This window comes from Leuconostoc palmae (genome assembly GCF_019656075.1).
GTDB lineage: Bacteria > Bacillota > Bacilli > Lactobacillales > Lactobacillaceae > Leuconostoc > Leuconostoc palmae.
Map to the genome: position 1 here is coordinate 189,539 of NZ_BPKZ01000002.1, position 24,349 is coordinate 213,887.

General features: G+C 35.1%; 24 protein-coding genes and 3 pseudogenes. 4 read left to right on the plus strand and 23 right to left on the minus strand.

Translation table 11 applies throughout. From position 1 onward, the window contains the following. Positions 1–35: 35 nt before the first annotated feature. From K5Q12_RS02495 to K5Q12_RS02535, 9 genes are all read right to left on the minus strand, one after another. Positions 36–785 (minus strand): pseudouridine synthase, encoded by a 750-nt coding sequence (locus K5Q12_RS02495; RefSeq protein ID WP_220742143.1) that lies wholly within the window; start codon positions 783–785, stop codon positions 36–38. Next, positions 778–1,377: an SMC-Scp complex subunit ScpB gene (gene scpB / locus K5Q12_RS02500; RefSeq protein ID WP_220742144.1), complete on the minus strand. Its 600-nt coding sequence runs from the start codon at positions 1,375–1,377 to the stop codon at positions 778–780. The genes K5Q12_RS02495 and scpB overlap by 8 nt, the downstream gene beginning before the upstream one ends. Then, on the minus strand, positions 1,370–2,146 hold the full coding sequence (locus tag K5Q12_RS02505; protein ID WP_220742145.1) for a segregation and condensation protein A: 777 nt from the start codon (positions 2,144–2,146) through the stop codon (positions 1,370–1,372). The genes scpB and K5Q12_RS02505 overlap by 8 nt, the downstream gene beginning before the upstream one ends. Continuing rightward, complete coding sequence (locus K5Q12_RS02510) at positions 2,128–2,481, minus strand: riboflavin biosynthesis protein RibT (RefSeq protein WP_220742146.1); 354 nt, start codon at positions 2,479–2,481, stop codon at positions 2,128–2,130. Before K5Q12_RS02510 ends, K5Q12_RS02505 begins: the two co-directional genes overlap by 19 nt. Before the next feature lie 32 nt (positions 2,482–2,513). Beyond that, positions 2,514–3,410: a site-specific tyrosine recombinase XerD gene (xerD, locus tag K5Q12_RS02515; protein WP_220742147.1), complete on the minus strand. Its 897-nt coding sequence runs from the start codon at positions 3,408–3,410 to the stop codon at positions 2,514–2,516. Further along, positions 3,394–4,275: a CvfB family protein gene (locus K5Q12_RS02520; protein ID WP_220742148.1), complete on the minus strand. Its 882-nt coding sequence runs from the start codon at positions 4,273–4,275 to the stop codon at positions 3,394–3,396. Before K5Q12_RS02520 ends, xerD begins: the two co-directional genes overlap by 17 nt. Positions 4,276–4,366: 91 nt before the next feature. Continuing rightward, on the minus strand, positions 4,367–4,810 hold the full coding sequence (locus tag K5Q12_RS02525; RefSeq protein WP_220742149.1) for a GatB/YqeY domain-containing protein: 444 nt from the start codon (positions 4,808–4,810) through the stop codon (positions 4,367–4,369). 89 nt (positions 4,811–4,899) lie between these two features. Next, the gene (rpsU, locus tag K5Q12_RS02530; RefSeq protein ID WP_004899901.1) at positions 4,900–5,085 is read right to left on the minus strand and encodes a 30S ribosomal protein S21; all 186 of its coding nucleotides are present in this window, start codon (positions 5,083–5,085) and stop codon (positions 4,900–4,902) included. Positions 5,086–5,185: 100 nt separating this feature from the next. Beyond that, positions 5,186–6,460 (minus strand): MFS transporter, encoded by a 1,275-nt coding sequence (locus tag K5Q12_RS02535; protein ID WP_220742173.1) that lies wholly within the window; start codon positions 6,458–6,460, stop codon positions 5,186–5,188. Between the two features lie 178 nt (positions 6,461–6,638). On the opposite strand from K5Q12_RS02535, the pseudogene K5Q12_RS02540 reads away from it, so the two are divergent. Continuing rightward, positions 6,639–7,886 (plus strand): annotated as a pseudogene (locus tag K5Q12_RS02540) (amino acid permease); the annotation flags it as partial. Positions 7,887–7,923: 37 nt separating this feature from the next. Here the strand turns inward: K5Q12_RS02540 and K5Q12_RS02545 are convergent. The 6 genes and pseudogenes from K5Q12_RS02545 to K5Q12_RS02570 all read right to left on the minus strand — a co-directional run bounded on the left by K5Q12_RS02545 (position 7,924) and on the right by K5Q12_RS02570 (position 13,143). Further along, positions 7,924–8,790, minus strand: coding sequence for a YitT family protein (locus K5Q12_RS02545; RefSeq protein WP_220742150.1), 867 nt, complete (start codon positions 8,788–8,790; stop codon positions 7,924–7,926). Between the two features lie 78 nt (positions 8,791–8,868). Further along, positions 8,869–10,638 (minus strand): aspartate--tRNA ligase, encoded by a 1,770-nt coding sequence (gene aspS, locus K5Q12_RS02550; protein WP_220742151.1) that lies wholly within the window; start codon positions 10,636–10,638, stop codon positions 8,869–8,871. 2 nt (positions 10,639–10,640) lie between these two features. Beyond that, the gene (gene hisS / locus K5Q12_RS02555; RefSeq protein WP_220742152.1) at positions 10,641–11,939 is read right to left on the minus strand and encodes a histidine--tRNA ligase; all 1,299 of its coding nucleotides are present in this window, start codon (positions 11,937–11,939) and stop codon (positions 10,641–10,643) included. A gap of 530 nt (positions 11,940–12,469) precedes the next feature. Further along, positions 12,470–12,589 (minus strand): annotated as a pseudogene (locus K5Q12_RS07245) (IS3 family transposase); the annotation flags it as partial. Between the two features lie 12 nt (positions 12,590–12,601). Beyond that, on the minus strand, positions 12,602–12,862 hold the full coding sequence (locus K5Q12_RS02565; RefSeq protein WP_220742154.1) for a DDE-type integrase/transposase/recombinase: 261 nt from the start codon (positions 12,860–12,862) through the stop codon (positions 12,602–12,604). Between the two features lie 38 nt (positions 12,863–12,900). Further along, positions 12,901–13,143 carry a transposase gene (locus K5Q12_RS02570; RefSeq protein ID WP_220742155.1) on the minus strand — a complete coding sequence of 81 codons (243 nt, stop codon included), beginning with the start codon at positions 13,141–13,143 and terminating at the stop codon, positions 12,901–12,903. Between the two features lie 80 nt (positions 13,144–13,223). On the opposite strand from K5Q12_RS02570, the pseudogene K5Q12_RS02575 reads away from it, so the two are divergent. Further along, positions 13,224–13,613, plus strand: a pseudogene (locus K5Q12_RS02575) (substrate-binding domain-containing protein); the annotation flags it as partial. A 72-nt stretch (positions 13,614–13,685) separates the two neighbouring features. Then, on the plus strand, positions 13,686–13,820 hold the full coding sequence (locus K5Q12_RS07190) for a hypothetical protein (protein WP_281418935.1): 135 nt from the start codon (positions 13,686–13,688) through the stop codon (positions 13,818–13,820). A 25-nt stretch (positions 13,821–13,845) separates the two neighbouring features. Here the strand turns inward: K5Q12_RS07190 and K5Q12_RS02580 are convergent, their stop codons facing one another. The 6 genes from K5Q12_RS02580 to K5Q12_RS02605 form a co-directional block, all read right to left on the minus strand. Next, positions 13,846–14,979, minus strand: a complete 1,134-nt coding sequence (locus tag K5Q12_RS02580; RefSeq protein ID WP_220742157.1) for a THUMP domain-containing class I SAM-dependent RNA methyltransferase — start codon at positions 14,977–14,979, stop codon at positions 13,846–13,848. 341 nt (positions 14,980–15,320) lie between these two features. Continuing rightward, a complete protein-coding gene (locus K5Q12_RS02585) occupies positions 15,321–15,959 on the minus strand; it encodes a DnaD domain-containing protein (protein WP_220742158.1) in 639 nt (212 codons plus the stop codon). Positions 15,960–16,088: 129 nt separating this feature from the next. Then, on the minus strand, positions 16,089–17,396 hold the full coding sequence (asnS, locus tag K5Q12_RS02590) for an asparagine--tRNA ligase (protein WP_220742159.1): 1,308 nt from the start codon (positions 17,394–17,396) through the stop codon (positions 16,089–16,091). Between the two features lie 56 nt (positions 17,397–17,452). Next, positions 17,453–18,634, minus strand: coding sequence for a pyridoxal phosphate-dependent aminotransferase (locus tag K5Q12_RS02595; RefSeq protein ID WP_220742160.1), 1,182 nt, complete (start codon positions 18,632–18,634; stop codon positions 17,453–17,455). Between the two features lie 10 nt (positions 18,635–18,644). Beyond that, entirely contained in the window at positions 18,645–19,178 is a 534-nt protein-coding gene (locus K5Q12_RS02600) for a PepSY domain-containing protein (RefSeq protein WP_220742161.1), read from the minus strand. Between the two features lie 36 nt (positions 19,179–19,214). Then, positions 19,215–21,617, minus strand: a complete 2,403-nt coding sequence (locus tag K5Q12_RS02605) for an exonuclease domain-containing protein (RefSeq protein ID WP_220742162.1) — start codon at positions 21,615–21,617, stop codon at positions 19,215–19,217. Between the two features lie 148 nt (positions 21,618–21,765). Between K5Q12_RS02605 and mvk the strand changes: the two genes are divergently transcribed. Then, complete coding sequence (gene mvk, locus K5Q12_RS02610) at positions 21,766–22,698, plus strand: mevalonate kinase (protein ID WP_220742163.1); 933 nt, start codon at positions 21,766–21,768, stop codon at positions 22,696–22,698. Positions 22,699–22,726: 28 nt separating this feature from the next. Here the strand turns inward: mvk and K5Q12_RS02615 are convergent, their stop codons facing one another. Both K5Q12_RS02615 and K5Q12_RS02620 read right to left on the minus strand, forming a co-directional pair. Next, positions 22,727–23,530 carry a class A sortase gene (locus tag K5Q12_RS02615; RefSeq protein WP_220742164.1) on the minus strand — a complete coding sequence of 268 codons (804 nt, stop codon included), beginning with the start codon at positions 23,528–23,530 and terminating at the stop codon, positions 22,727–22,729. A 311-nt stretch (positions 23,531–23,841) separates the two neighbouring features. Further along, positions 23,842–24,349 (minus strand): hypothetical protein (locus tag K5Q12_RS02620; protein WP_373306130.1); only part of this gene is annotated, 508 nt, incomplete at its 5' end.

The window sequence follows — 24,349 nt, forward strand, 5'->3', positions numbered from 1 at the left end:
TTATAGTAACAGACTTCTATTTAAAATTCAACTCACTATTTTTTGCGATAGTTTTTATAATCTTGAACTTTTAAACGCTTAACTTCTGCATTAGTTAATTTACGATATTCTCCAGACTGCAATCCTGTTAAATCAAAAAAAGCATACTGTTCACGGGTTAACTTATCAACGGGCAATCCCACTTTTTGAAGCATATCTTTAACCTGGTGATTGCGTCCCTCATGAATAATAATACGAACCATACTCGTCTTTTTGTCTTTGTCGACTCGCTCAATTGTAACTCGTGCTGGTGCCGTTTTACGTCCCTTAATAACCACACCATGCTGTAATGGCGCTAATTTTTCTGGAGTTGCAATCCCAGAAACTTTAGCCAAATAAACTTTATCGACACGCGATTTTGGATGCATTAATTGATTTGCAATTTCGCCATCGTTGGTCATCAATAAAACACCAGTTGTGTCATAATCTAATCTTCCAACCGGATAAACACGTTGATCGATGCCCTCTAAAATATCTAGAACTGTCTTGCGTCCTTTTTCATCGCTGTTTGTTGTTACAACACCCCGTGGTTTGTTCATCAAAAGATAGACTTTCTTTTCACGACCTTCAATAGGCGCACCATCAACTTGAATTTTATCATTGTCAGTTACTTTTATACCCAATTCAGTGACAGTCTTCCCATTGACTTGAACACGTCCAGAGGTAATTAAAGTCTCTGCATTTCGACGTGATGTAATACCAGCTTGAGCAATAATTTTTTGTAAACGTTGTGCTTCTTCAGGCATTGTTCTTCTCTTCTTTCATCGTTAATTCAGTTTCAAACACAGTATTATCAAATAAATCGCCATTATTCTCAATATCAAGTGAATCGATATCAGGTAAAGGTGGTAACTCTAGCAAAGAATGTAAACCAAAATAGTCTAAAAACAAATCAGAAGTGCCAAACAAAATCGGACGACCTGGCTCATCTTTTCGCCCCACTTCGGTAATAAGCTGTTGAATCATTAATTTTTTTAACGGGCCAGTGGATTGCACCCCACGAATCTGATCAATTTCTATCCGAGTAATAGGTTGCTTATACGCAATAATGACTAAAGTTTCAAGTTGTGCTTGCGTTAGTTTTGTATTTTCAGCCGATTCAAAATAACCCTTTAAAGTCTGTCCTAAATGCGATTTTGTTACTAACCTATATCCATCTTGGGTTTCTTTAATTTCTAATGCACTGGTCTTATCATTATGATACTTAGCTGATAATTGTTCGACTAATTGTTTAACTGCAGTTTTTTCAAAACTGGTTGCTATACAAATTTGTTGTATTGTGATACCTTCAGTTCCAGCTACAAATAATAGGGCTTCCAATTGTGCTAGATTATTCATTAGGTTTTTGATTCCTTATTTCTATAAATATTTCTGATTGAATATCAGTTTGGTGAAAACTTAAATAACTCTCTTTTGCCATCTCCAACAATGCTAAAAATATTGTGACCATTGGTTCTCGATCGGACATACCATCAAACACATCATCAAACTTTATAAGATCACCTTTCTGATGTTTAGCAAAAATGTGATTAATTTGGGTTATAGCCATTGCTATGGTATATTTCTCAGTAATTACGCGCTTACTAAGTGGTTGTTTTCTTTTCTTTCTTTGAACTAGTTTTTTAAAGGCACTTTGTAAATCACTAATATCAATTTCTTGTACCAACAATTTCATATCATTTCCAATTTCTTCAGATGGCACCATTGGTAGTCGGGAAAAAGATTGTTTATTCATTATTTCACGTGACTTAAACAAATCACTTGCCTGCTGAAATTGCTTATAAGTCAATAACTGTAACATTAGCTCTTCTTTTGTGTCTAAAAAATCTTCTTCGAATGTTACTTCCTCTAAAGCTTCTTGGGGTAACAATTCTGAAGATTTAATTTGTAACAAAGTTGCAGCCATTACAAGATAGTCACTCGAAATATCTAGTTGCATATCTTGTTGTTGATGAATAAATGATAGATATTGATCAGTAATATCTTTTATTGGCAAATCAAAAATATCTAGTTCTGATTTCTTAATAAGATGCAGTAATAAATCAAGTGGTCCTTCAAAATCACTCAACTTGATGGTTAGATGATTGGTCACAATGACTTTCTCCACTTATTGATTAATTTTTGATTATCAAGTGTTCCCATTAAGAACTCATTGCTATTTTGCTTTTGAAACTCTGATAATACCTTAAAATAATTGCGTACGTTACGTGCTTCCGGTGTAAAAGCAATGTGCCTAATAAGGGCAATGTTTTGACTTAAAAATTCCACTCCTAAGACACCTTGTGATTGATTGTCATCTCTCCAAATGTAAAGTTGCCTAGTATCTCGGTCATTGTACCAAGCGATCTCAGCGTTCAAATGCTGTAATTCACGTAATCCGGGTATCAATGACAGAATACCCATAACTGTTTTTTCATTATCATTTCTAGCCTGTATTAGCATATTTTCTCCCAAATGTAACCTTTTTAACATGATTAAGCACGTGGATGATATTGATCATAGACTTCGGACAATCTTTTTTTAGAAATATGTGTATAGATTTGCGTTGTCGAAATGTCAGCGTGTCCCAATAATTCTTGAACTATACGCAAATCAGCACCATTTTCTAAAATATGTGTGGCAAAAGAATGTCTTAGAGTATGCGGGGATACATCTTTTGTGATACCCGCCTCAACAACAAGCTTTTTAATAATTTTCCAAACTCCTTGACGAGATAATTGTTTACCCCGATCATTTACGAAAACATAAGGCGATTCTTTCCCTTTAATTAGTTGCTCACGCCCCGTTGAAAAATAGCGTGTTAGCCAGTCTGTAGCAACTTCGCCAATGGGGATAATACGCTCTTTATCTCCTTTTCCAACAGTTTGGATAAGACCTAGTTCAATATGCAAATCACTCATTTTTAAATTAATTAACTCGCTAACACGCAGACCTGTAGCATACATTACTTCCAGTAGCGCTCGGTTTCGCATGCCTAAAGGTTTATTTGGAATAGGAATTGCAAGCAATTGATCGATTTCTTGAACACTTAATACCGCGGGTAGGTGTGTTGCCTTTTTGGGTGGCTTAATATCAAGCATTGGATTATGTCCAATGTGTTTTTCTTGTGACAAGTAACCAAAGAACTTTCTAAGTGACGTTACCATTCTAATAATTGAATTATTCGATTTATCTGCTTGTCGTAATTTCTGTAACCAACTTAAAACAACAATATGATCAACATCAGATAAATTCAAGTTTTTTTGACTAATAAAATGAGCAAATTGCATCAGATCCTGACGATAGCTTAATATCGTATTTTCTGAAAGACCACGTTCAATGCGAATATAGTGCAAATAATCAATAACAGCATTTTCAATTTCTTGTTTCATTGTTTTCAACTAAATGAATACCTTGATCAATTTGTTCAATTAAACGTGCTTTATACAGATGTCCAAGAGCACGTTTAAATTGACTTTTACTAAACCCAAACTGTCGCTTTATAGCTTCTGGATCACTTTTATCATTGAACGGTAAAAACTGGTCTTTTCGCCTTTGTAATTGCATTAACAAAAACTTAGCGTCTTCATCCATCGTTTTATAAGCTAAAGGTTTTACAGAAAGATTCAGCGTGCCATCATCCCTGACGCCAATAACTCTTGCATTAACAACTTCCCCTAAACGTGGTTCATCATATCTCTGTGAAGGATGTATAAATCCCAAGAAATAGTCATCCGTAATAACAAGTGTTCCCGCAATTTTATTACGATAAACCGTTGCTTTAACTTTTTTAGATTTCATTTCTTGGGGCGCACGTCTTGCAACAGCAGAAAAAATAGATTGTTGTGCAATTTCACCCCATAGACGTCCTTTGTTATCTTCTTTCATGGATAACATTAATCGATCACCCTTTTGTGGCCACAAAGTTGTTATTGTTGGTAAATCATCCAATGAAACAACTAAGTCTTTATTTGGCAAACCAATGGCAACGAACACCCCCAAATCATGACGTGTAGCTACTACTGTTCCCCATCCGTAACTATCTTTTTGAACTGTGGGTATTGTTTTGGTGATTTCTAATTTATGATTTTCATTTTCGTAAGCAAATCCTGTTACTAAACCACCCAACTTTAAAGGCTTTTGCAACTCTGCCTTACTGATTTCATATGTATGACCATCTATTTGAGCAAAAAAGTAGTGTTCATTTTCATCTGTCACACTTGCTTTTACTATTTCTCCAACTATTGGATTCGTCATTAATTTTCCTCTGACACGCAACTTCACGTGTTTTCTTTTTAATTTTTTTAGTTCAAGTTCTTAAAATCATTATTTAAAAGCATTATGACAATCAAGCAAGCGCTGCTTTAACTAGTGCTGCGACCTGCTTTCCATCTGCTTTTCCCTTAACCTGTGGCGTCACGATTCCCATGACTTTTCCCATATCTTTTGGTGAGTTAGCGCCTGTTTGACTGATTGCTTCTTCGACAATCGACTTAATTTCTTCTTTGGATAATTGCTCAGGCATATATTTTGATAATATTGTTAATTCTGATCGAATACCTTCAGCTAAGTCCTCTCGATTTCCTTTTTCAAACTCATTTAGAGAATCATGACGCTGTTTCACTTCACGAGACAAAACGGTTAACTCTTCTTCACTAGTGAGATCATGACCGAGATTGATTTGTTCATTCATAACAGTAGATTTAACCATACGAATAACAGACAAAGCCTGCTTATCCTTCCTTTTCATGGCTTCTTTCATATCATGATTTAAATCTTCTAATAACGTCATTTATCTTCTTCTTTCTAAATAGTAGTATCTTCATTTTAGCATAAAATGCAAAAAGAAAAACGCCACCGAAGTGGCGTTTTAAGAACCAATTAACGGCCCTTCTTTTTGTTACGCTTTTGTGCTGCTTCAGACTTCAACTTACGAGCAACTGAAGGCTTAACATAGAATTCGCGCTTACGGTATTCTTGGAGAGTACCGTCTTTTGAAACACCACGCTTAAAGCGACGCAATGCATCATCCAAAGATTCGTTCTTACGTACGATGACCTTTGCCATGTGATAACCCTCCTTTCTCGCATTTTATTTCGTTTTAACGACATGCTGCAAATACTTATTAACTTTACCATTATTTTAATTTAGTGTCAATAAATAAATATTAATTATCCAACGTAGAAGTGATTTTAGTATCAGTCATACGCCAGTATACTATCAAGCTTATCGCTATGACTAAAATGACATAGATAAAAAATAATGATTCGTGATGCGTTTTTTTCAAAAAAAGTGCCAAATACTCAACTGTTCCACCAAAAATAGCTACAGTCAATCCATAAGGTAATCCTACACCAAGTGCTCTAATTTCTGTTGGAAACATTTCAGCTTTAACAATAGCATTAATTGATGTATATCCTGTAACAATGACTAAACCAGCAAGCATTAAGCCGAATGCTGCCCACCCTGATTTAGTTGTCGACAGCATCATAAAAATAGGAATCGTAAATATTGTACCTAGTCCACCAAACCAAAAAAGTAATGGTTTGCGACCTATTTTATCAGATAAAGCACCAGCCAATGGCTGAATAATCATAAAAATAAATAAAGCAGCAAAATTAATCAAAGTCACTTGTTGTTTTGGTAATCCAACCGAATTAATCATGAATTTTTGCAAATATGTTGTATATGTATAAAAAGCAATTGTCCCACCCAAAGTTAACCCAACAACAGTCAAAACAGCTTTAGGGTATTGTAAAAGTATGCCTAGTTGTCCTCTGGTTTTATTACTATTGCGTTGTTGTTCTGAAAATTGATCTGATTCTTCCATGCTTAACCTTAATAATAGGACAACGACAGCACCTAAAGCCCCTATCGCAAATGGTATTCGCCAACCCCAAGACACAAGATCTTTTTCAGAAAGAGCCGCTTGCAGTATAATTTGAATACCTAGCGCAATAAGTTGTCCACTAATCAATGTAACGTATTGAAAGGAAGCATAACCCCCCCTATGTTTGGCACTTGCCATCTCTGATAAATACGTCGCAGACGTGCCATATTCCCTACCTAATGAAAGCCCTTGAAATAAACGCGCAATTACCAGAATTATGGGCGAAAAAATACCAATACTGCTGTAATTTGGTGTTAGTGAAATAATAAATGAACCAGTTGCCATGATTAGTACCGATAGAGTTAAAGCGGATTTTCTACCGTATTGGTCAGCATACTTGCCAAGTATTAAACTTCCAAGTGGCCTCATCAAAAAACCAATGGCAAAAACACTCGCCGTACTCAATAATTCAGCTGTCTTGTCATGTGACGGAAAAAATGACTGTGCAAAATAAACTGAAAAAGAAGCATACACATACCAATCAAACCACTCAACTAAATTATCAAGAGACCCCTTAAGCACATTACTAATAATTCTCTTCTCTGATCTCATCATCATCAACTTCCTTTCAATAAGTATGTATCTGTAATGTATCATTATTATCTATAATAATATCTCGTCAGCATGCACAATATATGAATTTAACTTGTGCAGTTTTAACAAATTAGCATAAAATAAAAATACAATATCCTAAATCATTGGAGTTTAAAATGCAACTAAGAGAAATATAATTCTGATTGTTTATGCGGTTCTAGGCGCCTTTTTCTTCTTAATGATGAGAGGTATCGGTGAAATGCTTTACGCCGATCCTTCTCAGCATACATTTGTTTCGTTTATTACAAAATATGTTAGCCCTGGAGCAGGATATTTTGCTGGATGGTCTTACTGGATCGGATTAACATTCGTAGCAATGGCTGAGTTAACAGCTGTTTCTACCTATGTCAAGTTTTGGTTTCCACATTGGCAAACATGGATTATTCAAATATTTTTCTTAGGAATTTTAACATTGGTCAATCTAGTTGCCGTTAAGGTATTTGGTGAAACTGAATATTGGTTTGCAATGATTAAAATTATTGCCATAGTTGCCATGATTGCCACAGGATTATTCTTGATTTTCACTGGATTTAAAGCATCAGCTTCTGGTGGTAACACAGTAGCTTCATTTTCTAACATTACACATCATTTTGAGCTTTTCCCAAATGGTGCTGGTATGTTTATCGCTGCTTTTCCAATGGTATTTTTCGCCTTTCAAGGTATGGAATTCGTTGGTATTACGACAGCCGAAACTGAAAACCCTAGAGCTGTTTTACCACGTGCCATTAACACAATCATTATTCGTATCTTGATTTTTTACTTAGGTGCCATGACAATTATTATGTCAATTATTAGCTGGCATGTTATTGCTAAAACACCTACTCAAAGTCCATTTGTTATGGTATTTGAACTTGCTGGATTTAAAGTTACTGCTACAATCATTAACTTCGTTGTTTTGACATCGGCAGCTTCAGCGCTTAACTCAGCCATTTATTCATCTGGTCGTCACTTTTATCAACTAGCTCATGAATCTAATGGATCAGCTATGAGTCCTTTTAAAAAGATTTCAAAAAATGGTGTCCCAGCTAATGCTATTTTATTCACTGCAGCTTTAGTTCTATTGTCTCCAATTATTAATTCTATTCCACAAATTACTTCGGCATTTAGCTTCATAACAGCTATTTCATCCAATATGTATATCTTGGTTTATGCTATGACTATGTATGCTCGCCGTAAGTTCCGTGAATCAAATGACTATCTTCCAGACGGATTTACAATGCCCGGCTATAAGTTTACAAGTCCAATCACTCTCTTATTCTTTGCAGCTATTTACATTAGTTTATTCTTCCAGGCAGATTCAAGAATACCAGCTATTGGCACAATTATATTTACTTTAATTTTTGGAACTTTAGCTCATCGCAAGTTTAAAACACAAAAAGTATAATAAAAAGACGTATTTCTGAAGAAATACGTCTTTTTATTTATAACTCTGGCTCGTAAAATTTACCAACAGTATGCTCAATTTTCCATGTTGATGAAAAAGCTTTTTCATCAACCAATTTAATTGCTTCTCGTAGTTCATAACGTTCTTGTTGCGTGATAACAGTAAGCAAAACTGAACGGCCTTCCCCTGTGTAACCACCACGCGCATCATTGATAATTGTAACACCTCTTCGCATCTTTTCGTAAATGCCCTGGACCATCTCATCTGGTTTAGTTGTGATAATCATGACCTGCATTTGCTGTTGACGTGTATAAAAGGCATCTATCATTCTTGAACTAATAATCACACCAACAATTGAGTACAGTGCAAATTTCCAGCCATATGTTAATCCAGCACCAACCATAATCAATGCGTTAACTGCTAAATTTACTGGTCCCATTTTGAAACCAAATTTTTTCTTTAATAACATCCCAATGACATCTAAGCCACCAGTTCCGACACCATATCTTAACGCAGTTCCAACAGCCATACCATTTAAAGCACCACCAAACATAGCATTAATTAGCGGATCGGTAGTTAAAATACGTGAAGTATCAAAGACCGGCATCAAGGCTGCGCTTAGTAAAACTGCCAATGTCGTAAATGTCGCAAAGCGCCAAGATAGCTTTATCCAAGCAATAGCTAACATCGGTAAATTAACTAAAGCTAAAGCAAGCGCAACTGATATTTTACCACCAGTTAATGTTGATACTAGTTGTGCAAAACCTGTAAACCCTGATGAATAAATGTGGCCTGGACGCCAAAAATAGTTCATCGCTACAGCAACAATGACGGCATAAAATACTGCACCACCAACTCGACTTGTATAACGATTTTTCATAAAGTTGTGAAAAAATTTTTGCATAATTATTGTACGTTTTTGTACGTTCCTTTTTAATAAAGTACCTTCAATATAACACAGTGTGATAAAAATTTAAAAATCTCAATGACTCTCTGGTACAATCAAACCTAAATCATTCAACTGATTATCATGAATGCGTGTAGGTGCTTCTGTCATTGGTTCTGTGGCTCTAGAATTTTTTGGAAAGGCAATAACTTCACGAATATTTTCTTGACCAGCTAGTAACATAGCTAGTCTGTCTAATCCTAAGGCAATTCCACCCATTGGTGGGAAACCGTACTCCATTCCCTCTAGCAAGAAACCAAATGCTTCATGTGCTGCTTCTTTGGTAAATCCTAATGCCTTCAACATTTTTTCTTGCACATCCATTCGATGAATACGTATGGATCCAGATCCCAATTCATAACCGTTTAATACTAGATCATAGCTTTGTGCGTGTGCTTTATGTGGATCCTCACCATCATTTAGATAATGTAGATCGTCTTCATTAGGCATTGTAAAGGGATGATGGGCTGCAATCCATCGATCAAAATCTTCAGAATATTCAAATAGTGGCCAATCAACAATCCAAGCAAATGCCCAAGGGTTATTAGTATCAATTAATTCCAAATCCTTGGCAGTTTGGCGTCGCAAGTAATCCAAAGTAGCTGCCACAATATCTGTTCTTCCTGCAGCAAACAAAATCAAATCACCAGAATGCGCTTCTACAGCTGATAGTAACTCACTCGAATCATCAAAGAACTTAGCAATTGGTCCTGAAATCCCATCATCTGTTACTTTTAACCATGCCAAACCTTTAGCACCAAAACGTTCAATATACTGTGCCATTTTGTCAATGTCTTTACGCGAATAATGTTCTGCTCCACCGGGAACAGCAATTGCCTTAACGACACCACCATTTTTTATAGCACCTGTAAACACACCAAATTCAGATTTATCAACTATTTTTGATAGATCTTTTAATTCATATTGAATACGCAAATCTGGTTTATCGGTCCCAAACTTGTCCATCGACTCTTGCCAAGTTAATGTCGGAATATTTGATATATCAAGATCAAACCCAACAACATCATGCATCATGCATTTAACCCATTGGTTAACAAGATCACGAATTTCATCTGCTGACATAAATGATGTTTCGACATCCATTTGAGTAAACTCAGGCTGACGATCACCACGTAAATCTTCATCACGGAAAGCTCGTGCAATCTGGAAGTAGCGGTCAAAACCAGCGCCCATTAATAATTGTTTAAACAACTGAGGCGATTGTGGCAATGCATAGAACGATCCAGGAAAAATACGTGATGGCACAAGATAATCGCGTGCACCTTCTGGCGTAGATTTTGCAAGAATTGGTGTTTCAATATTAATAAAATCATGTTCATCCATAAATTGCATTGCACTTGACATAATTTTAGAACGAATACGCAAGTTTTTTTGCATTTCTGGACGTCGAAGATCTAGGTAACGATACTGCAATTTTAATTCTTCATTAGCATTAACACCATTTTCAATATAAAAAGGTGGTGTTTTAGACGTAGCTAAAATTTCAGCATCAATAACATCAATCTCTATTTTTCCAGAACGTATTTTATTATTTATTTGACTTTTATCACGATTAATAACAGTTCCTTTAATCGCAATAACATACTCATTACGCATTTTTTCAGCCACATTAAGGGCTTCTTGATGTGTTGCATTAAAAGTTAATTGTACGAGTCCTTCACGATCTCGCAAATCAACAAATATTAAATCACCAAAATCACGTCGTTTTTGTACCCAACCAGTTAGTGTAACTGACTGCCCAAGATATTGTTCATCAATTAATCCCGCATAATTTGTTCGTTTCATAATTAGTTATCTCCTTCTGAATCAATGATTGTTGGCAAATCAGTATATAAATCAGCCAATTTAATTGTTTGTTGCTGACCAGTAGACATATTTTTAATATTGGCTACATGATTATATAATTCTGTCTCACCTATTGTGATAACATACTGACTTTTATGGCGATCAGCAGTTTTAAATTGTGCTTTGGCAGATCTCGAAAGATAATCACGCTCAGCCGCATACCCAAATGATCGAACAGCCTGAACAATTTGGGTGGCCACAACATCAGTTTGCTTACCAATATTAACCACGTAAAAATCTAAAGTATTGTCGATAGTTGGTGCAACATTTTGAGCAATTAATAAACTAATTAATCGCTCCATGCCAATTCCAAAGCCAACACCAGGTGTTTCTGGCCCACCAAATTCTTTGACTAACCCAGAATATCGACCACCACCTGCAATTGTAGCAGCGCCTTTTAAGCTGTCATCAACTGTCATAATCTCAAAAATCGTATCATTGTAATAGTCTAGTCCACGAACCATTGTTGCGTCGATCACAAAATCAATATTCAAAGCGGTTAGCATTTCTTTAACCGTTTGCCAATGTTGCGTGGCCTCATCTGATAAGTAATCTAAGATAGACGGTGCATTAGCAACAAATTTCTGATCTTTAGGATCTTTTGAATCCAAAACACGTAAAGGATTTTTATCTAATCTTTCTTGAGAATCTTGTGATAATTCTGTAGCATGTGGTCTTAAATAATCAATAAGTGCTTGTCGGTACTGATCTCTTGATAATTGATCGCCTAACGTGTTAATTGCTACTCTCAAATTTTCTAATCCTAATGTTTTAAAGAAATCGATTGCCATTGCAATAACTTCAACATCTAGCGCTGGAGATTCAGAACCAAAGGCTTCAACCCCAATTTGGTGAAATTGTCGAAAACGCCCAGCTTGTGGTCTTTCATAACGAAACATTGGTCCTATGTAAAATGCCTTATATGGTTTATCAAATTCTGGTCCATATAATTTATTTTCTACAAAAGCACGAACAACCCCAGCTGTACCTTCCGGACGTAATGCAATGTGACGATCTCCCTTATCATGAAAATCATACATTTCTTTAGTCACAACATCTGAAGTATCACCAGCAGATCTTGAAAACACTTCAAAATTCTCAAACATAGGGGTTCTAATTTCTTTAAAATTATAATCTCGGAATAATAACCGAGCAATATTTTCTATATGTTGCCATTGTGCTGTTTGTTCTGGTAATAAATCAGCTGTGCCTTTTGGTTTTTGAAATGTTGCTTTTGCCATTTTAAACTTTACTATTGCTTAGTGCTTTAATTGTGCAATAGTTCTCCTTTATTTGTTCATTAACCGAAAAAAGCGCCCTTAGCAACAAAATTAATTGTCACTAAGGGCGCTTCTCAGCGCGGTACCACCTTATTAACTGATGTTATTACACATCGCTCAAATTACTTAACGCGTAATCACGTACTATCTTTGTCAATAGTAGCCTCCAAGGTGTCGCAAACTCATGTCGTCGTTTTGCTTTCATCAAACGCAAAATTTCTTAAAACCAGACCATGACTTTTCCAATTCATCGGTTTATATATATACTTAATCATAGCTTGCTATATGATTAAAGTCAACCATTCGTTACACATTATCGTCATTTTCAAACCAATAAACTTTTGACTCATAAGGTCTTAATTCTTCTTGTTGATCATTTTCATAATTGCTAATTATTATTTTTGCTGATTTAGGGATATGATAGTCTCTTTTTAAGTGTTTATCTGTAAATGCTCAGAAGTCAATAAATTGGACTATTTTTATTCAGTTAATTAGGCGACATTTGAGATACGATTGCAATTATAAAAATTGATATACCAACCAATGGCTGCTTGGACTTCAGTTAATGTTTGGTATGCCTTCAAATACACCTCTTCACGCTTCAATATTGCATGAAACGCTTCCTATTGTGACCCCATATCTGAATGAATAATTAATGGCTTTCGATGCTTATCTAACGCCATCTGTAAGACACTTGTGGCTAGCTCGGCTGTCATTGTATCGCCAATTTTATAGCCCAATACCTTGCTCTTCTCAGGATCCAAAACGGTCGCTAAATAGACCCATCTGTGGTTAGTCAACTGAATATAAGTGATATCTGTTTGCCAAACACCGCTCAAATCATGCAAGTGTCTAATCAGATTGGGTTTTTGATCAACAGTCACCACAGTTTTTGGCTAGTAAGATGGCTGCTCAATGCCTGTCAGGCTATGCGTGATAAAATTTCGTTTTCTTCCTCCAAAATAGCGAGGCGCTTCTCTAGTTGCTTGACATCTTTTAACGTCTTTGACTGACCATGAATCATGACTGGGGTAGCTTGTTTGACCCAAATAGCAATAGAATCTTTTGATGGTCCAAATTCTTCTGCTAATGACTTAAGTGAACGTCCTTCTTGGTGAAGTTTAACCAGTGAATCTTTAAAATCTTGTGAATAACGAATTGACATAAAAATACTCCTATACTTTCATTTTACGGACTGAATAGAAATAGTCCATTTTTTTAGTATAAGAGCATTTTAAGGAGGCACTTGAAAAAAGAGGTTTGCTTTATCAACCTGAATTTGTTTGGGGAATGACTAATGAATACCAAACCGGGTTAAATGTTATTAAACATTTTGGTTATCCGCTTCCGTTTACTGCGGCAATAAGTTCTGCTGATATTATTAGTGTAGGCATACTTAACGGTTTAAGTGATGCTAATCTTAAAATACCAAAAGACCTTTCAATTGTATCGATTGATGGTACGGAATTAATTAAATTTACAAGACCACAAATTACAGCTATTAAACAAGATTTTCAAAAAATGGGTCAATTGTCTTTAGAATTATTAGACGCTCAAAAATTAACTTCTGGTGGTATTTTCCATACCAAAATCGAATTAATAGCAGGCGATACTGTGCGAAAGTTATCCTTTTGAAAAAAAGATAAACCATTCAACTACAAAAATATCGTATACTAGGTTATATATCAGTAAGGAGGTATAGATTACATGGGAAGATATCAAATCGATTTCAAACAAAAACAAGCTGACGCCAAATACAAATCTAATCAACAAACTCAATCAACAAAATCAGAAAAATTAAAAATGATTAAAGCTACTTTTTTACAAAATAAAAACAAGTAACCTCACAATAGGTTACCTGTTTTTTTTATTTGGCTCGTTTCCCCCAATATTGGAAATAATCAACTCGCATAGCACCATTATATAGTTTTCGTTTTTTGGTTGCTTTTTCACCATATGACGTTTCAAACTCTAAATCACTTGTTAAAATATATTTACTCCAACTCGGTAAATGACGGTAGATACTTCCCATTTGTTCATATAATTCACGTGCTGCTTCTAATTCACCAAGTCGCTCCCCATAAGGAGGATTTGCAACAATCACACCGTTTATTTTCTCTGTTTGCCAATCTTTGGCAGCTAATTGCTTAAATTTAATATCTTGGCCCAACCCTGCATGCTTAGCATTCTCAATAGCAATATCGACCATATTCTGATCAATATCAAATGCTTCTATATCTAAGGTTCTATCATAATCTGCTTGAGATTCTGCCTGATCACGAACGGATTCAGATAATGATTTATCAAACCAATCCATTTGTTCAATGTCAAAATCTCTAATCAGACCGGGAGCAATATTTCGACCAATTAATGCTGCTTCGATAGCCAATGTTCCTGATCCTGTAGTTGGATCTACAAATGGACGATCCGGATGCCAATTAGTTAATAGTACTAGCGCAGCAGCAAAGTTTTCTTTTAATGGTGCACCACCTTTATTAACTCGGTACCCTCGCTTAAATAATGAAGGCCCAGTTGTATCTAAAGTTACCATTACATGATTTTTGTCTATCATCACTTCTAATTGTGCAAAATAACCATTTTCAGGTAATCTTGTGCGAATATGATAGGCTTCTTGTAATCTATTAACTATTGCTTTTTTAGTGATAGCTTGAACATCTGGTACACTGAATAATTCAGATTTTTTTGATCGTCCAGCAACTGGAAATTCCGAATCATAATTCAAATAGTCTTCCCAAGGTAATGCTTTAACACCTTCGAATAACTCATCAAAAGTTCTAGCATCAAATTCACCGACAATGATTTTTACACGATCCGCTGTTCTAAGCCAAACATTAGCTTTCAGAATGTCTTCAGCTGTTCCTTGAAATCTAACACGATAATTTTCTACCTGATGATTATAACCTAATCTTTCTAATTCTTTACCCACCAAGGCTTCTAGTCCAGCTGCAGCTGTGACCATTATTTGATATTCTTTTTCCATTGTTTTTCCTTTATACTAGATACGAATACGATTCTTGTACATTAATAATTATTGAGGTCTGTATAATGCGATTGGACGATTTTAAAAATTTAACACAATTCATGTCTACCAAAAGTCTTATATTTGTAAATCATAATGCCACAATGATACCTATTTCAGATGTTGACTATATTGATAACTCTCCTAATATTAAACTTATAGTCGGTAGTAAGCCGCTCTCTTTATCGCAATTAGAAACAAGAATTCTTCATCTAAGTACAGCAACAGAGCTATTTACTCATGACCTAAAGCCAATTTATGGGTTTCATTTAAACTTAGAGCATACAATTCCTTATATTATTTTAAAATAGATTATCGTACGTATAAGTAATGCCACGCCTTTTTTGTTTTGCTATCTGCGCCTGAGCCGGGTTTCTAACATTATTTTTTTGCCAATTAACCAAGATTGCTTCAATATAGCGTAAACTACGTGCATTATTTGCGACAGCCTCTTGAATAGCTAATAGTATTAAATCAGGTTCAAAATGATCTTGATCAAACCATTGACCTATCGTTTGCATTTCCATTGGTGTTAGCGGACGTCCAAATTCTGATTCTACAGTTTGAAAAATTTCTCGACGTGTCGATTTACCATCTGACATTACTGGCTGATTACTAACTGTTTTGCCTGCTAACAACTTTTCTATCAATGGTGTGAAATCATAGGTTTCTAATTGCTTCGTTGCCGTTGAAATCACCATTAAATTTCGTGCAATCAAACTCTTTAACCGAGAGATAACCACGGATTCAGTAACATGTAAAACTTGTGATAAAAGTTGTGGTGTCGCTTGATTTCCTTGATCTTGAATACGCGTTACTTGTAAATACAAAACTAAATCATCATTGTCTAACCCAATTTCTTGATAATGAACCAATAAATAATTACTAATGCTACTGTTTCCAGCTTTAAGATACTGTTGTAATTTAATGTCTAATGTCATATTTCACTACCCGTTAACTTTGCATTTGCAAACGTTATAAAAACGTCCAAGCCTAACTTGGACGTTTTTATATTGTTAAGTATAGTTTAACATTTTTAACGTAATGTTTCTGAAAAACTTACCTACTCTTTATGGACGCAGACGGTTCGTCATTCTTGGAAACGGAATTGCTTCACGAATATGTTCTTCTCCCGTCACAAAAGTTACCATACGCTCTAGACCCAAACCGAATCCAGAATGTGGAACAGAACCATATTTACGCAAATCTAAATACCACTGGTACTCTTCTAGATTTAGTCCTTCTTCTTCAATACGTGCTTTAAGGTAGTCATAATCTGTGTCACGTTCAGAGCCACCAATAATTTCACCGTAACCCTCAGGTGCTAATAAATCAGCTGAAACCACAACATCATCTCTTGTTGAGTGACGCTTCATATAAAATGCCTTGATTGCTTTTGGAAAATTAATAATAAATACAGGTTTCGCAAAATGATTTGCTAAAAATGTTTCTTCCGGTGAACCAAAATCAACACCCCATTCAACATCAAATCCATTATTTTGAAGTAACTTAATTGCCTCATCATAACTGACTCTTGGATAAGGTAACTTAGTATATGATTCAAGCAATGTTTTATCACGTCCCAAGATATCTAGTTCTTGATCATTTTTTTCCAGTACTTTTGAAATCAAAAATGAGATATATTTCTCTTGAATTTCAAGACTTTCTTCTTGATGCATAAACGCCATTTCAGGTTCTACCATCCAAAACTCTGTCAAATGACGACGTGTCTTAGATTTTTCGGCACGGAAAGTGGGGCCAAATGTAAACACTTTACCAAGTGCCATGGCACCAGCTTCGGCATATAATTGACCTGTTTGTGACAAAAATGCAGGTTCACCAAAATATTCTGTCTCAAACAACTCAGTAGTGCCTTCTGGAGCTGATCCAGTCAATAGAGGTGAATCGAGCTTTGTAAATCCTTCATTATTAAAAAATTCGTAAGTTGCTGCAATTAATGTGTTACGTATTTTTAAGGTTGCAAATGGTTTCAAATGACGTAGATAAAGGTGTCTTTCATCAAATAGAAATTCTGTTCCATGTTCTTTAGGTGTAATCGGATAATCATGACTCTCACCAATTATCTCAATCCCAGATACGGCCATTTCGTAACCAAACGAAGACCTTGTATCTTCATGAATTTCTCCTGTAACGTACATGCTAGTTTCTTGTTTTAAACCTTTAGCTGTTTCAAACACTTCTTCTGAAACATCGGCTTTAACAACAACTGCTTGGAAAAAGGCTGTACCATCTCTGAGTTGAAGAAAAGCGATCTTACCAGACCCTCTCTTTTGTCTTAACCACGCACCAATTTTAACGGTTTGACCGACATAATTTTTTGCATCAATAATTTGAATCGTTGGTATTTCCTGTGACATTTTAATAATGTAAATCAACTATGCCTTTCAGTTGATTCACTACTCCTATTTATAAATTAGTTGTATTGTTGAAAGAATTCTGTCAATCTCCTAACAGCTTCATTCAATGTTTTTTGGTCTTTTGCATAGCCCATCCGTAAATAACCAGGCATACCAAATGCTTCTCCCGCTGGCAATGCGACATGAGCTTCTTGTAACAATTTCATAGATAACTCATTTGTATTTTCAACGCCAACTGCTCTGAGCATATCATCATTTATCCTAAGAAACAAATAAAAAGCGCCCTGCGGTTTTGAAGTTAGCGTAACACCCGGTACTTTTTTTAAAAGTTCGAAGGTGGTATTTAATCGTTGTTCAAAAGCTAATCGCATAGTCTCAACTGTATCTTGAGGCCCATTGAGAGCCTCAATAGCTGCATATTGCGCAACTACCGTTGGATTTGAAGTCATATGATCCAATAACTTATTCATTGCGATAATGATTTCAGAAGAAGCAATCGTCCAGCCAATACGCCAGCCAGTCATGGCATATGCTTTTGATACCCCATCAACAATAATCATTCGATTGTGTTCTAATGGCTTTAATGTTAACCCAGACGTAAAATGAGCATCGTTATAAATTAACTGACCGTAAATCTCATCAAGAATAACGTAAGCACCATGTTCATCAGCCCAATTCAAAATGGCTTTAATTTCTTCTTGATCATATATTTGCCCGGTAGGATTATTAGGTGAATTCACAATAATTAACTTGACTGGTTCATTAATTGCATTTAAATCCTCAACTGTCAATTTCAGTTGATCGTTTTGGGGTAACACAGTCTGTAAAATACCACCAGCTAAATTAATTTGTTCAACATAACTTACCCATAAAGGTGCAGAGGAAACAACACAGTCGCCTTCATTTAATAGGGTTTGCATCAGCGCATACAATGATAATTTTGCTCCAGTTGTGACAGAGACATTTTTTTCATTGATTTTAGCACCATACCGGTTAAATACATTATCAACAATTGCAGTTTTTAAAGCTACCAGCCCACTTGATGGTGTGTAAAAACTGGTCTTGTTCTGATTAATTGCTGCAATTGCTGCATTCTTGATGTTTTCTGGTGTTTCAAAATCAGATTCTCCAACACCTAAGTTAATGACATCAATTCCTTGCGATTGCATGTCTTTTGCCATCTTACTCATGGCTAGTGTTGCTGCAGGTTGAACTTGTTGTACACGTTTTGAAAGCATTACTATTTCCTCACAAACCATTAATTGTACGATATGGATTTCCTGTTTTAAAATCTAGTGTGGCAAAACTAAGTGTGCCTTTCTGATCTTTATAACTGACTTCCCAAACCAATGCGCCTTTATATTCACTAATGTTAGCTGAATATATCTTACTGGGATTGTATTTTTTTAGAACAATAGTTCTCAATTGTTCGTTTGATAAACCATCACTACGATCATATGTTGCAACCTTAGAAGATTTACCTTTAATAATCGCAACTTTCTCTATTCCAGATGCTGTTTTTCCAACTGCTGAATATGTTGTGCTAGTTCTATAATCAACATTAACTTGTTCAACAGTTTTAATATCTGTTTGGTTTTGAACTAATTTTTGAATACGATCTTCGTCTTTTCGCATTGGTGTTAACGAAATGTAAAAATAAGATAAGGTACAGCAAGATACCAGAATTAAAATACCAATTACGATGAACCAGATGCGACTCCAGTGAATCCTAGAACTCCTTCTACGTTGGCGAATTCTTATATCGTCTCTAAATTGCATCATTCACTTTTCCTCCAACGCACAACTAGGTTTATTATATCAAATTTTCTTTAAAATTTGATTATACGATTCAATCAAATTATTTTTTTTGTCAAAGTTTTTAACAACATGTAATTGAGATTTGAAACGATTGCGTTGCATAGCATTGAGTTGGGTAATTAACATAGAAGAAGTATGACGTTGTAATTCAACAAGTATCATTGCCAGTCGTGAAACAGGCTGCCAAAGTTGTTTTTCGGGTACGATAACAATTCGAGGCAATCCTCTCTCACGTAACCATATTGTTGAAAATATTTTTGGCGTCGCAATAATAATATTCTGTTGCTCAATGAAACTTTGTCTCTGAATTTTTTCTAAAGAACCCGTTATTCCTTCGGCTACAATCTGATAGTCAGTTGTGATTGCATGTTTCATTTTTTGATACCAGTGATTCACTCGATCATTTGTTGGCACAATAATTAATATTTCATCTTGATAAGTTTGCGTTATTGCCTGTATATGAACAATCGGAGATATTTTATTTAACTGAATTAATTCTACTGGAGCACGATCATCTCGTATAAACTCCTTTTCAACCGTGATTCCAGTCGGTACATCTCTTATAAACTGACTCACATTACTATCAAGATATTCACTGACCACTAATAATTTAGCCACTTTTTTAATAAATGAAACTTGATAGACATGTTCAGCTGGCGTCGAAAAATGATATACTTTTTGATCTTGTCCATTAACACTTTTATTTTCTATGTGTTCGCAAACAATATCTTGCTTCATTAATCTTTCTAACTTATCTCGTTTAAAATTCAAATATTTCCAATTAATCGGTATCAGATTAGCATTTGCGATAATTAAAACATCTGACAAACAAGCAAAAATCATACATAATCGTTCTATTTTTTTCAAAACATTATGTTCACTGTCAGATTGCTGAATTTGCTTAATTAGTTTTAATGCATCATTAATACTTTGTCTTATAAATAGACGTTGTTTATGAGATAGTCCCGAAATTTCTTGGTGCAATAGCCCTTTTAAGCTATTTTGTGCTTCAGTAATGTTAACATCTACATGATAATAATCCTGTAAATCTTGTTGAAATTGACTGGGTGTTTCCATAACAACAACCGGCCATGTAGTGATTCCTTTGTTATGTAACAAAGTTGTTGATTGATCAAAGAAACTTTCAAAATTCATAATCAAAATGTCAGCTCGCATCGCAATTTTGTGTGCTCGCTCGACAAACAAACTATGTTCCTCTCCATGAACTTTTTCTAAGAAATCTGTGTTTTGCGCGCCAACTTGAATTTCTTGTATTAATCCAGTTTCCGTCTGAGCTAACCAAACAAGAATTCTTGCTTTTAACAGCTGAATTTCAGAAGAAGAATCAATTTTAGACAACTCTTCATTAAATTTAGAAATATCAATATAGGATTGAGGATTATATAAAATAGCCGTATTCATTTTGACATCAAGAAATTTCGATAATTTTTTAATTAATAACTCTTGCTGTTTTTGTAAACTATCATCATTTGTTAGTAAAATAATAGGTCTTGAATTATTTTGATATATTAGAGGCATTATATATCCCAAAGTCTTACCAATTTTGGGTGTCGTTAGCAAGGTTAATACCCCATTACTACGTTTGGAAATAAATAGATGAATCCGATTCATCAAATGATTTTGCGCATCACTGAGTGTCAGCCATTGTCCAAACTGCTTGTGCTTGTCCTGAACACTTGATGGGTATGCTAATACCTTTTTAGTGCCAACTCGGCTGGATTCTAACTTTTTTATGACAACCAAATCATTATTTTCAAATAGCTCATCTGATTTTTTTATTTTAATTAATTTTAAAAAATCTTGTGTTTGTCGTAACAGAGGAAATGGTCCAAATTGCAATTGTTTTAATATTTTAATGGGTAATTGTTCAGCAGTATCCCATAATTTCAAAAAGAGCAATGCTGTGGCATGCGCATCAGCATTGGCTCTATGGGCATGATTAAGAGTAATATTCAAGTAGTTGGTTAAATCTAGAAGTCGATAACCTGGTGCTGTAGGTAATAAAATTTGAGCTAATTGTACTGTATCAATAGCCGCATTTGGTAGCTCGCTAAACCCTGTTCTCCTTAATTCATCATTTAGGTATGGAAAATCAAAATTAATGTTGTGGGCTACGATAATAGTATCTTGTAAAATACTTTGAATAACAGGTACTACTTCTTCAAAATATGGTGCATCTCTAACATCTTTTTGCGAGATATGAGTTAATTGTTGAATATTACGATCAATACTTTGTCCCGGATTAACAAAAGTATCAAAATGATCGAACACACGTCGATTTTTTATAAAAGTCATACCAATTTGAATAATTCTACCACCCTTGGATACGCTTTGTCCGGTTGTTTCCAGATCAACAACAACAAATGTTTTGTTGGCGTTCATATACAACACCTTTCTGTCATTTTTGATAATTGCGTTGTTAAGTTGCATATAATGCGCATTATATGCAACTTAACAACGCAATTCTCTTACCATTTTACACTATTTGATAAGTTGCGGTACAATAGTATAGGATATTTGGAGAAAACAAATGATTGATCAAATAATTGGCGTGGGTATTGCTCATGCTAAAATAATTTTAATTGGCGAACATGCTGTCGTCTATAAACAGCCAGCTATTGCGATTCCGCTGACTAACTTAACAGTTACTACAACAATACGTCCCTCATTTCAAGGGCAAATCATAGAAAGTAATTCTTTTCATGGTGACCTCAATGAACTCGGTGCAAACGTTGAAGGGTTAAGGCAACTCATTTTGCAATTACTAATTGAATTTAACATGCAAAACACCCCATTTAGCTTAGAAATTGATACAAACATACCACAAGAACGCGGATTTGGTGCTTCTGCTGCTTTTGCTACGTCGATTACTAAAGCATTTTATAGTTTTGCAAACAAACCCCTAACAGAAGAAAAGTTAAAATACTTTACAGACATTGAAGAAAGTATTTCTCACGGATCAGCCTCAGGATTAGATGCTGCAACGGTTAATTCTGATGATCCCATTTGGTTCATTAAAAATATTGAGATGACACCATTTAAAATGTCATTAACGGGAACTTTAGTTGTAGCTGATACAGGTATTCATGGTCAAACAATGCATGCAGTGAATATTGTCAAAAATAATTTGGAAGAACATTATGATCTAACTTGGCAAAAAATTGAACACCTTGGTCACATTGCAGAAAAATTACGAGTTGACCTCACAAAGAATGCGGCAACACATGCTGGCTTACTCTTTACGGCAGCACACCACGAACTTCAGTCATTGGGAATTTCTCATCCCAAACTCGACAATTTAGTAAATGCAGCACTACATGCTGGAGCTTTAGGCGCTAAACTAACTGGTGCGGGAATCGGGGGTGTCATGTTTGCTCTTGCAAAAAATAATGATAATGCCATCACAATTGCTAATGCTCTAACCAAAGCAGGGGCGCAAAATACTTGGATCCAACCACTATAAAAAAAAGCCAGACAAAATGCCTGGCTTTTTACTTATTTTTTGAATTATCTTTTGTTCCACCAGCATCACCATTGGCTCCTTCTTCTGTACCTGGATTCCACCAACTAGCATGCGCATTTGTATCTTGTATTTTTAAATTAAATAGTGCTACTAATTTTTTAGGTGCTTTCTCCCAAGTATATTGATCTGTTAATTTGGCTGTGGTAATAATACGATAATTAGTTGAAGGGAACAAACAGCTAATTATTGTTAACTGTGGCTGATTAGTTTTGTCTAGAACAGAAACTTCTGATTCTTGCACTGTTTTCTGATTGTTTATCACATATCGATAAATTCCCTTATCATTAGCCAATATAACTTCATTGCCATTTAACCAAGAAGATCCTTTTAATTTACCATTATCTAAGTATGGTGTATCATGATTAGTTGATTCCTGCAATGCACTGAAACCTGTTTTTCCGTCATTAAAATTATGAGCGGCTAACCCATAATTCCCTTGTCCCATTATAGGAATATTCTTTCCTTCTGGATCATCTGCAGATTGATTAGCATAATTTGCACCAGCATTCAATCCCTTATCATGATAAGCATCATTGTAAATTGGCAACAAAATGTATCGACTGGGTATGGCAACAAAACCTTGTTTTTCCAAACCTTGTTGTGCCTGTCTCATAACCATCTGTTTAATACTATTAACTGATAACGTACTTGTTTGTTTTCTAGCGTCGTCTTTTTTTATATTATTAATAATCTTATTAGATTTATCACCTAAATTTAATATATTTTGATCTAAAATGTATTGAGCTAAAAAAATATAAAAACAATACAACATAAAAACATAATCAAGTTATCAATTTTTTTTGAATTCACTTTCCAAATTACTAATAAAAAAATTGAAATTGCGAATAATATAGTTAAAATAACTGAACTGTTCATAATTTTTCTCTCTCATAACAACAGGATTCTTTATTGTATAGTTACTCATTAAGCATAAACTAATAACAAATAATACACAACATTATCACTATTATTTACAGTATTGCGCACTCTCATCTACTGACCATCATTCATCTATTTTAAAAGACAGCCTAAGTTCTCACTTAAACTGTCTTTTTTTCAAACTTACTCAATGAGTAAGTTTTTTTACTGCTTATTTTTTCGTTTCTTAGCAATTATTGCTACCAACAATGTTACCATTGTGGCTATCATTGCGCCTGTATTCTCAACATCAGTTGATGTAGCTTCTGTATTCGGTAACTTTCCTGACTGCTTGTCATCGTTTTTACCTAATGTTGCTGCCGCACTTGTGTTCGTGTTCATTGAAGAACTCTGATTCGTACTTGTACTTGTTGAGGCGCTTGCTGAAGCACTGTCACTTGCAGTACTTGCTGAATTGCTTGCACTTACAGTACTTGCTGAGGTGCTTGTACTTGTTGAAGCACTGTCACTTGCAGTACTTGTTGAAGTACTTGTACTTGCACTGATTGAAGCACTGTCACTTGCAGTACTTGCTGAGGTGCTTGTACTTGCTGAATTGCTTGCACTTGCAGTACTTGCTGAGGTGCTTGCACTTACAGTACTTGTTGAAGTACTTGTACTTGCACTGATTGAAGCACTGTCACTTGCAGTACTTGCTGAATTGCTTGTGCTT

What these genes read in the sequence shown, in the direction of transcription:
- K5Q12_RS02495 (WP_220742143.1), bottom strand. Translation starts at nt 785, where the DNA reads ATGCCTGAAGAAGCACAACGTTTACAAAAAATTATTGCTCAAGCTGGT.
- scpB (WP_220742144.1), bottom strand. Translation starts at nt 1,377, where the DNA reads ATGAATAATCTAGCACAATTGGAAGCCCTATTATTTGTAGCTGGAACT.
- K5Q12_RS02510 (WP_220742146.1), bottom strand. Translation starts at nt 2,481, where the DNA reads ATGCTAATACAGGCTAGAAATGATAATGAAAAAACAGTTATGGGTATT.
- xerD (WP_220742147.1), bottom strand. Translation starts at nt 3,410, where the DNA reads ATGAAACAAGAAATTGAAAATGCTGTTATTGATTATTTGCACTATATT.
- K5Q12_RS02520 (WP_220742148.1), bottom strand. Translation starts at nt 4,275, where the DNA reads ATGACGAATCCAATAGTTGGAGAAATAGTAAAAGCAAGTGTGACAGAT.
- K5Q12_RS02525 (WP_220742149.1), bottom strand. Translation starts at nt 4,810, where the DNA reads ATGACGTTATTAGAAGATTTAAATCATGATATGAAAGAAGCCATGAAA.
- rpsU (WP_004899901.1), bottom strand. Translation starts at nt 5,085, where the DNA reads ATGGCAAAGGTCATCGTACGTAAGAACGAATCTTTGGATGATGCATTG.
- K5Q12_RS02535 (WP_220742173.1), bottom strand. Translation starts at nt 6,460, where the DNA reads ATGAGATCAGAGAAGAGAATTATTAGTAATGTGCTTAAGGGGTCTCTT.
- K5Q12_RS02545 (WP_220742150.1), bottom strand. Translation starts at nt 8,790, where the DNA reads ATGCAAAAATTTTTTCACAACTTTATGAAAAATCGTTATACAAGTCGA.
- aspS (WP_220742151.1), bottom strand. Translation starts at nt 10,638, where the DNA reads ATGAAACGAACAAATTATGCGGGATTAATTGATGAACAATATCTTGGG.
- hisS (WP_220742152.1), bottom strand. Translation starts at nt 11,939, where the DNA reads ATGGCAAAAGCAACATTTCAAAAACCAAAAGGCACAGCTGATTTATTA.
- K5Q12_RS02570 (WP_220742155.1), bottom strand. Translation starts at nt 13,143, where the DNA reads ATGTCAATTCGTTATTCACAAGATTTTAAAGATTCACTGGTTAAACTT.
- K5Q12_RS07190 (WP_281418935.1), top strand. Translation starts at nt 13,686, where the DNA reads ATGGGAAGATATCAAATCGATTTCAAACAAAAACAAGCTGACGCCAAA.
- K5Q12_RS02580 (WP_220742157.1), bottom strand. Translation starts at nt 14,979, where the DNA reads ATGGAAAAAGAATATCAAATAATGGTCACAGCTGCAGCTGGACTAGAA.
- K5Q12_RS02585 (WP_220742158.1), bottom strand. Translation starts at nt 15,959, where the DNA reads ATGACATTAGACATTAAATTACAACAGTATCTTAAAGCTGGAAACAGT.
- asnS (WP_220742159.1), bottom strand. Translation starts at nt 17,396, where the DNA reads ATGTCACAGGAAATACCAACGATTCAAATTATTGATGCAAAAAATTAT.
- K5Q12_RS02595 (WP_220742160.1), bottom strand. Translation starts at nt 18,634, where the DNA reads ATGCTTTCAAAACGTGTACAACAAGTTCAACCTGCAGCAACACTAGCC.
- K5Q12_RS02600 (WP_220742161.1), bottom strand. Translation starts at nt 19,178, where the DNA reads ATGATGCAATTTAGAGACGATATAAGAATTCGCCAACGTAGAAGGAGT.
- K5Q12_RS02605 (WP_220742162.1), bottom strand. Translation starts at nt 21,617, where the DNA reads ATGAACGCCAACAAAACATTTGTTGTTGTTGATCTGGAAACAACCGGA.
- mvk (WP_220742163.1), top strand. Translation starts at nt 21,766, where the DNA reads ATGATTGATCAAATAATTGGCGTGGGTATTGCTCATGCTAAAATAATT.
- K5Q12_RS02615 (WP_220742164.1), bottom strand. Translation starts at nt 23,530, where the DNA reads ATGTTGTATTGTTTTTATATTTTTTTAGCTCAATACATTTTAGATCAA.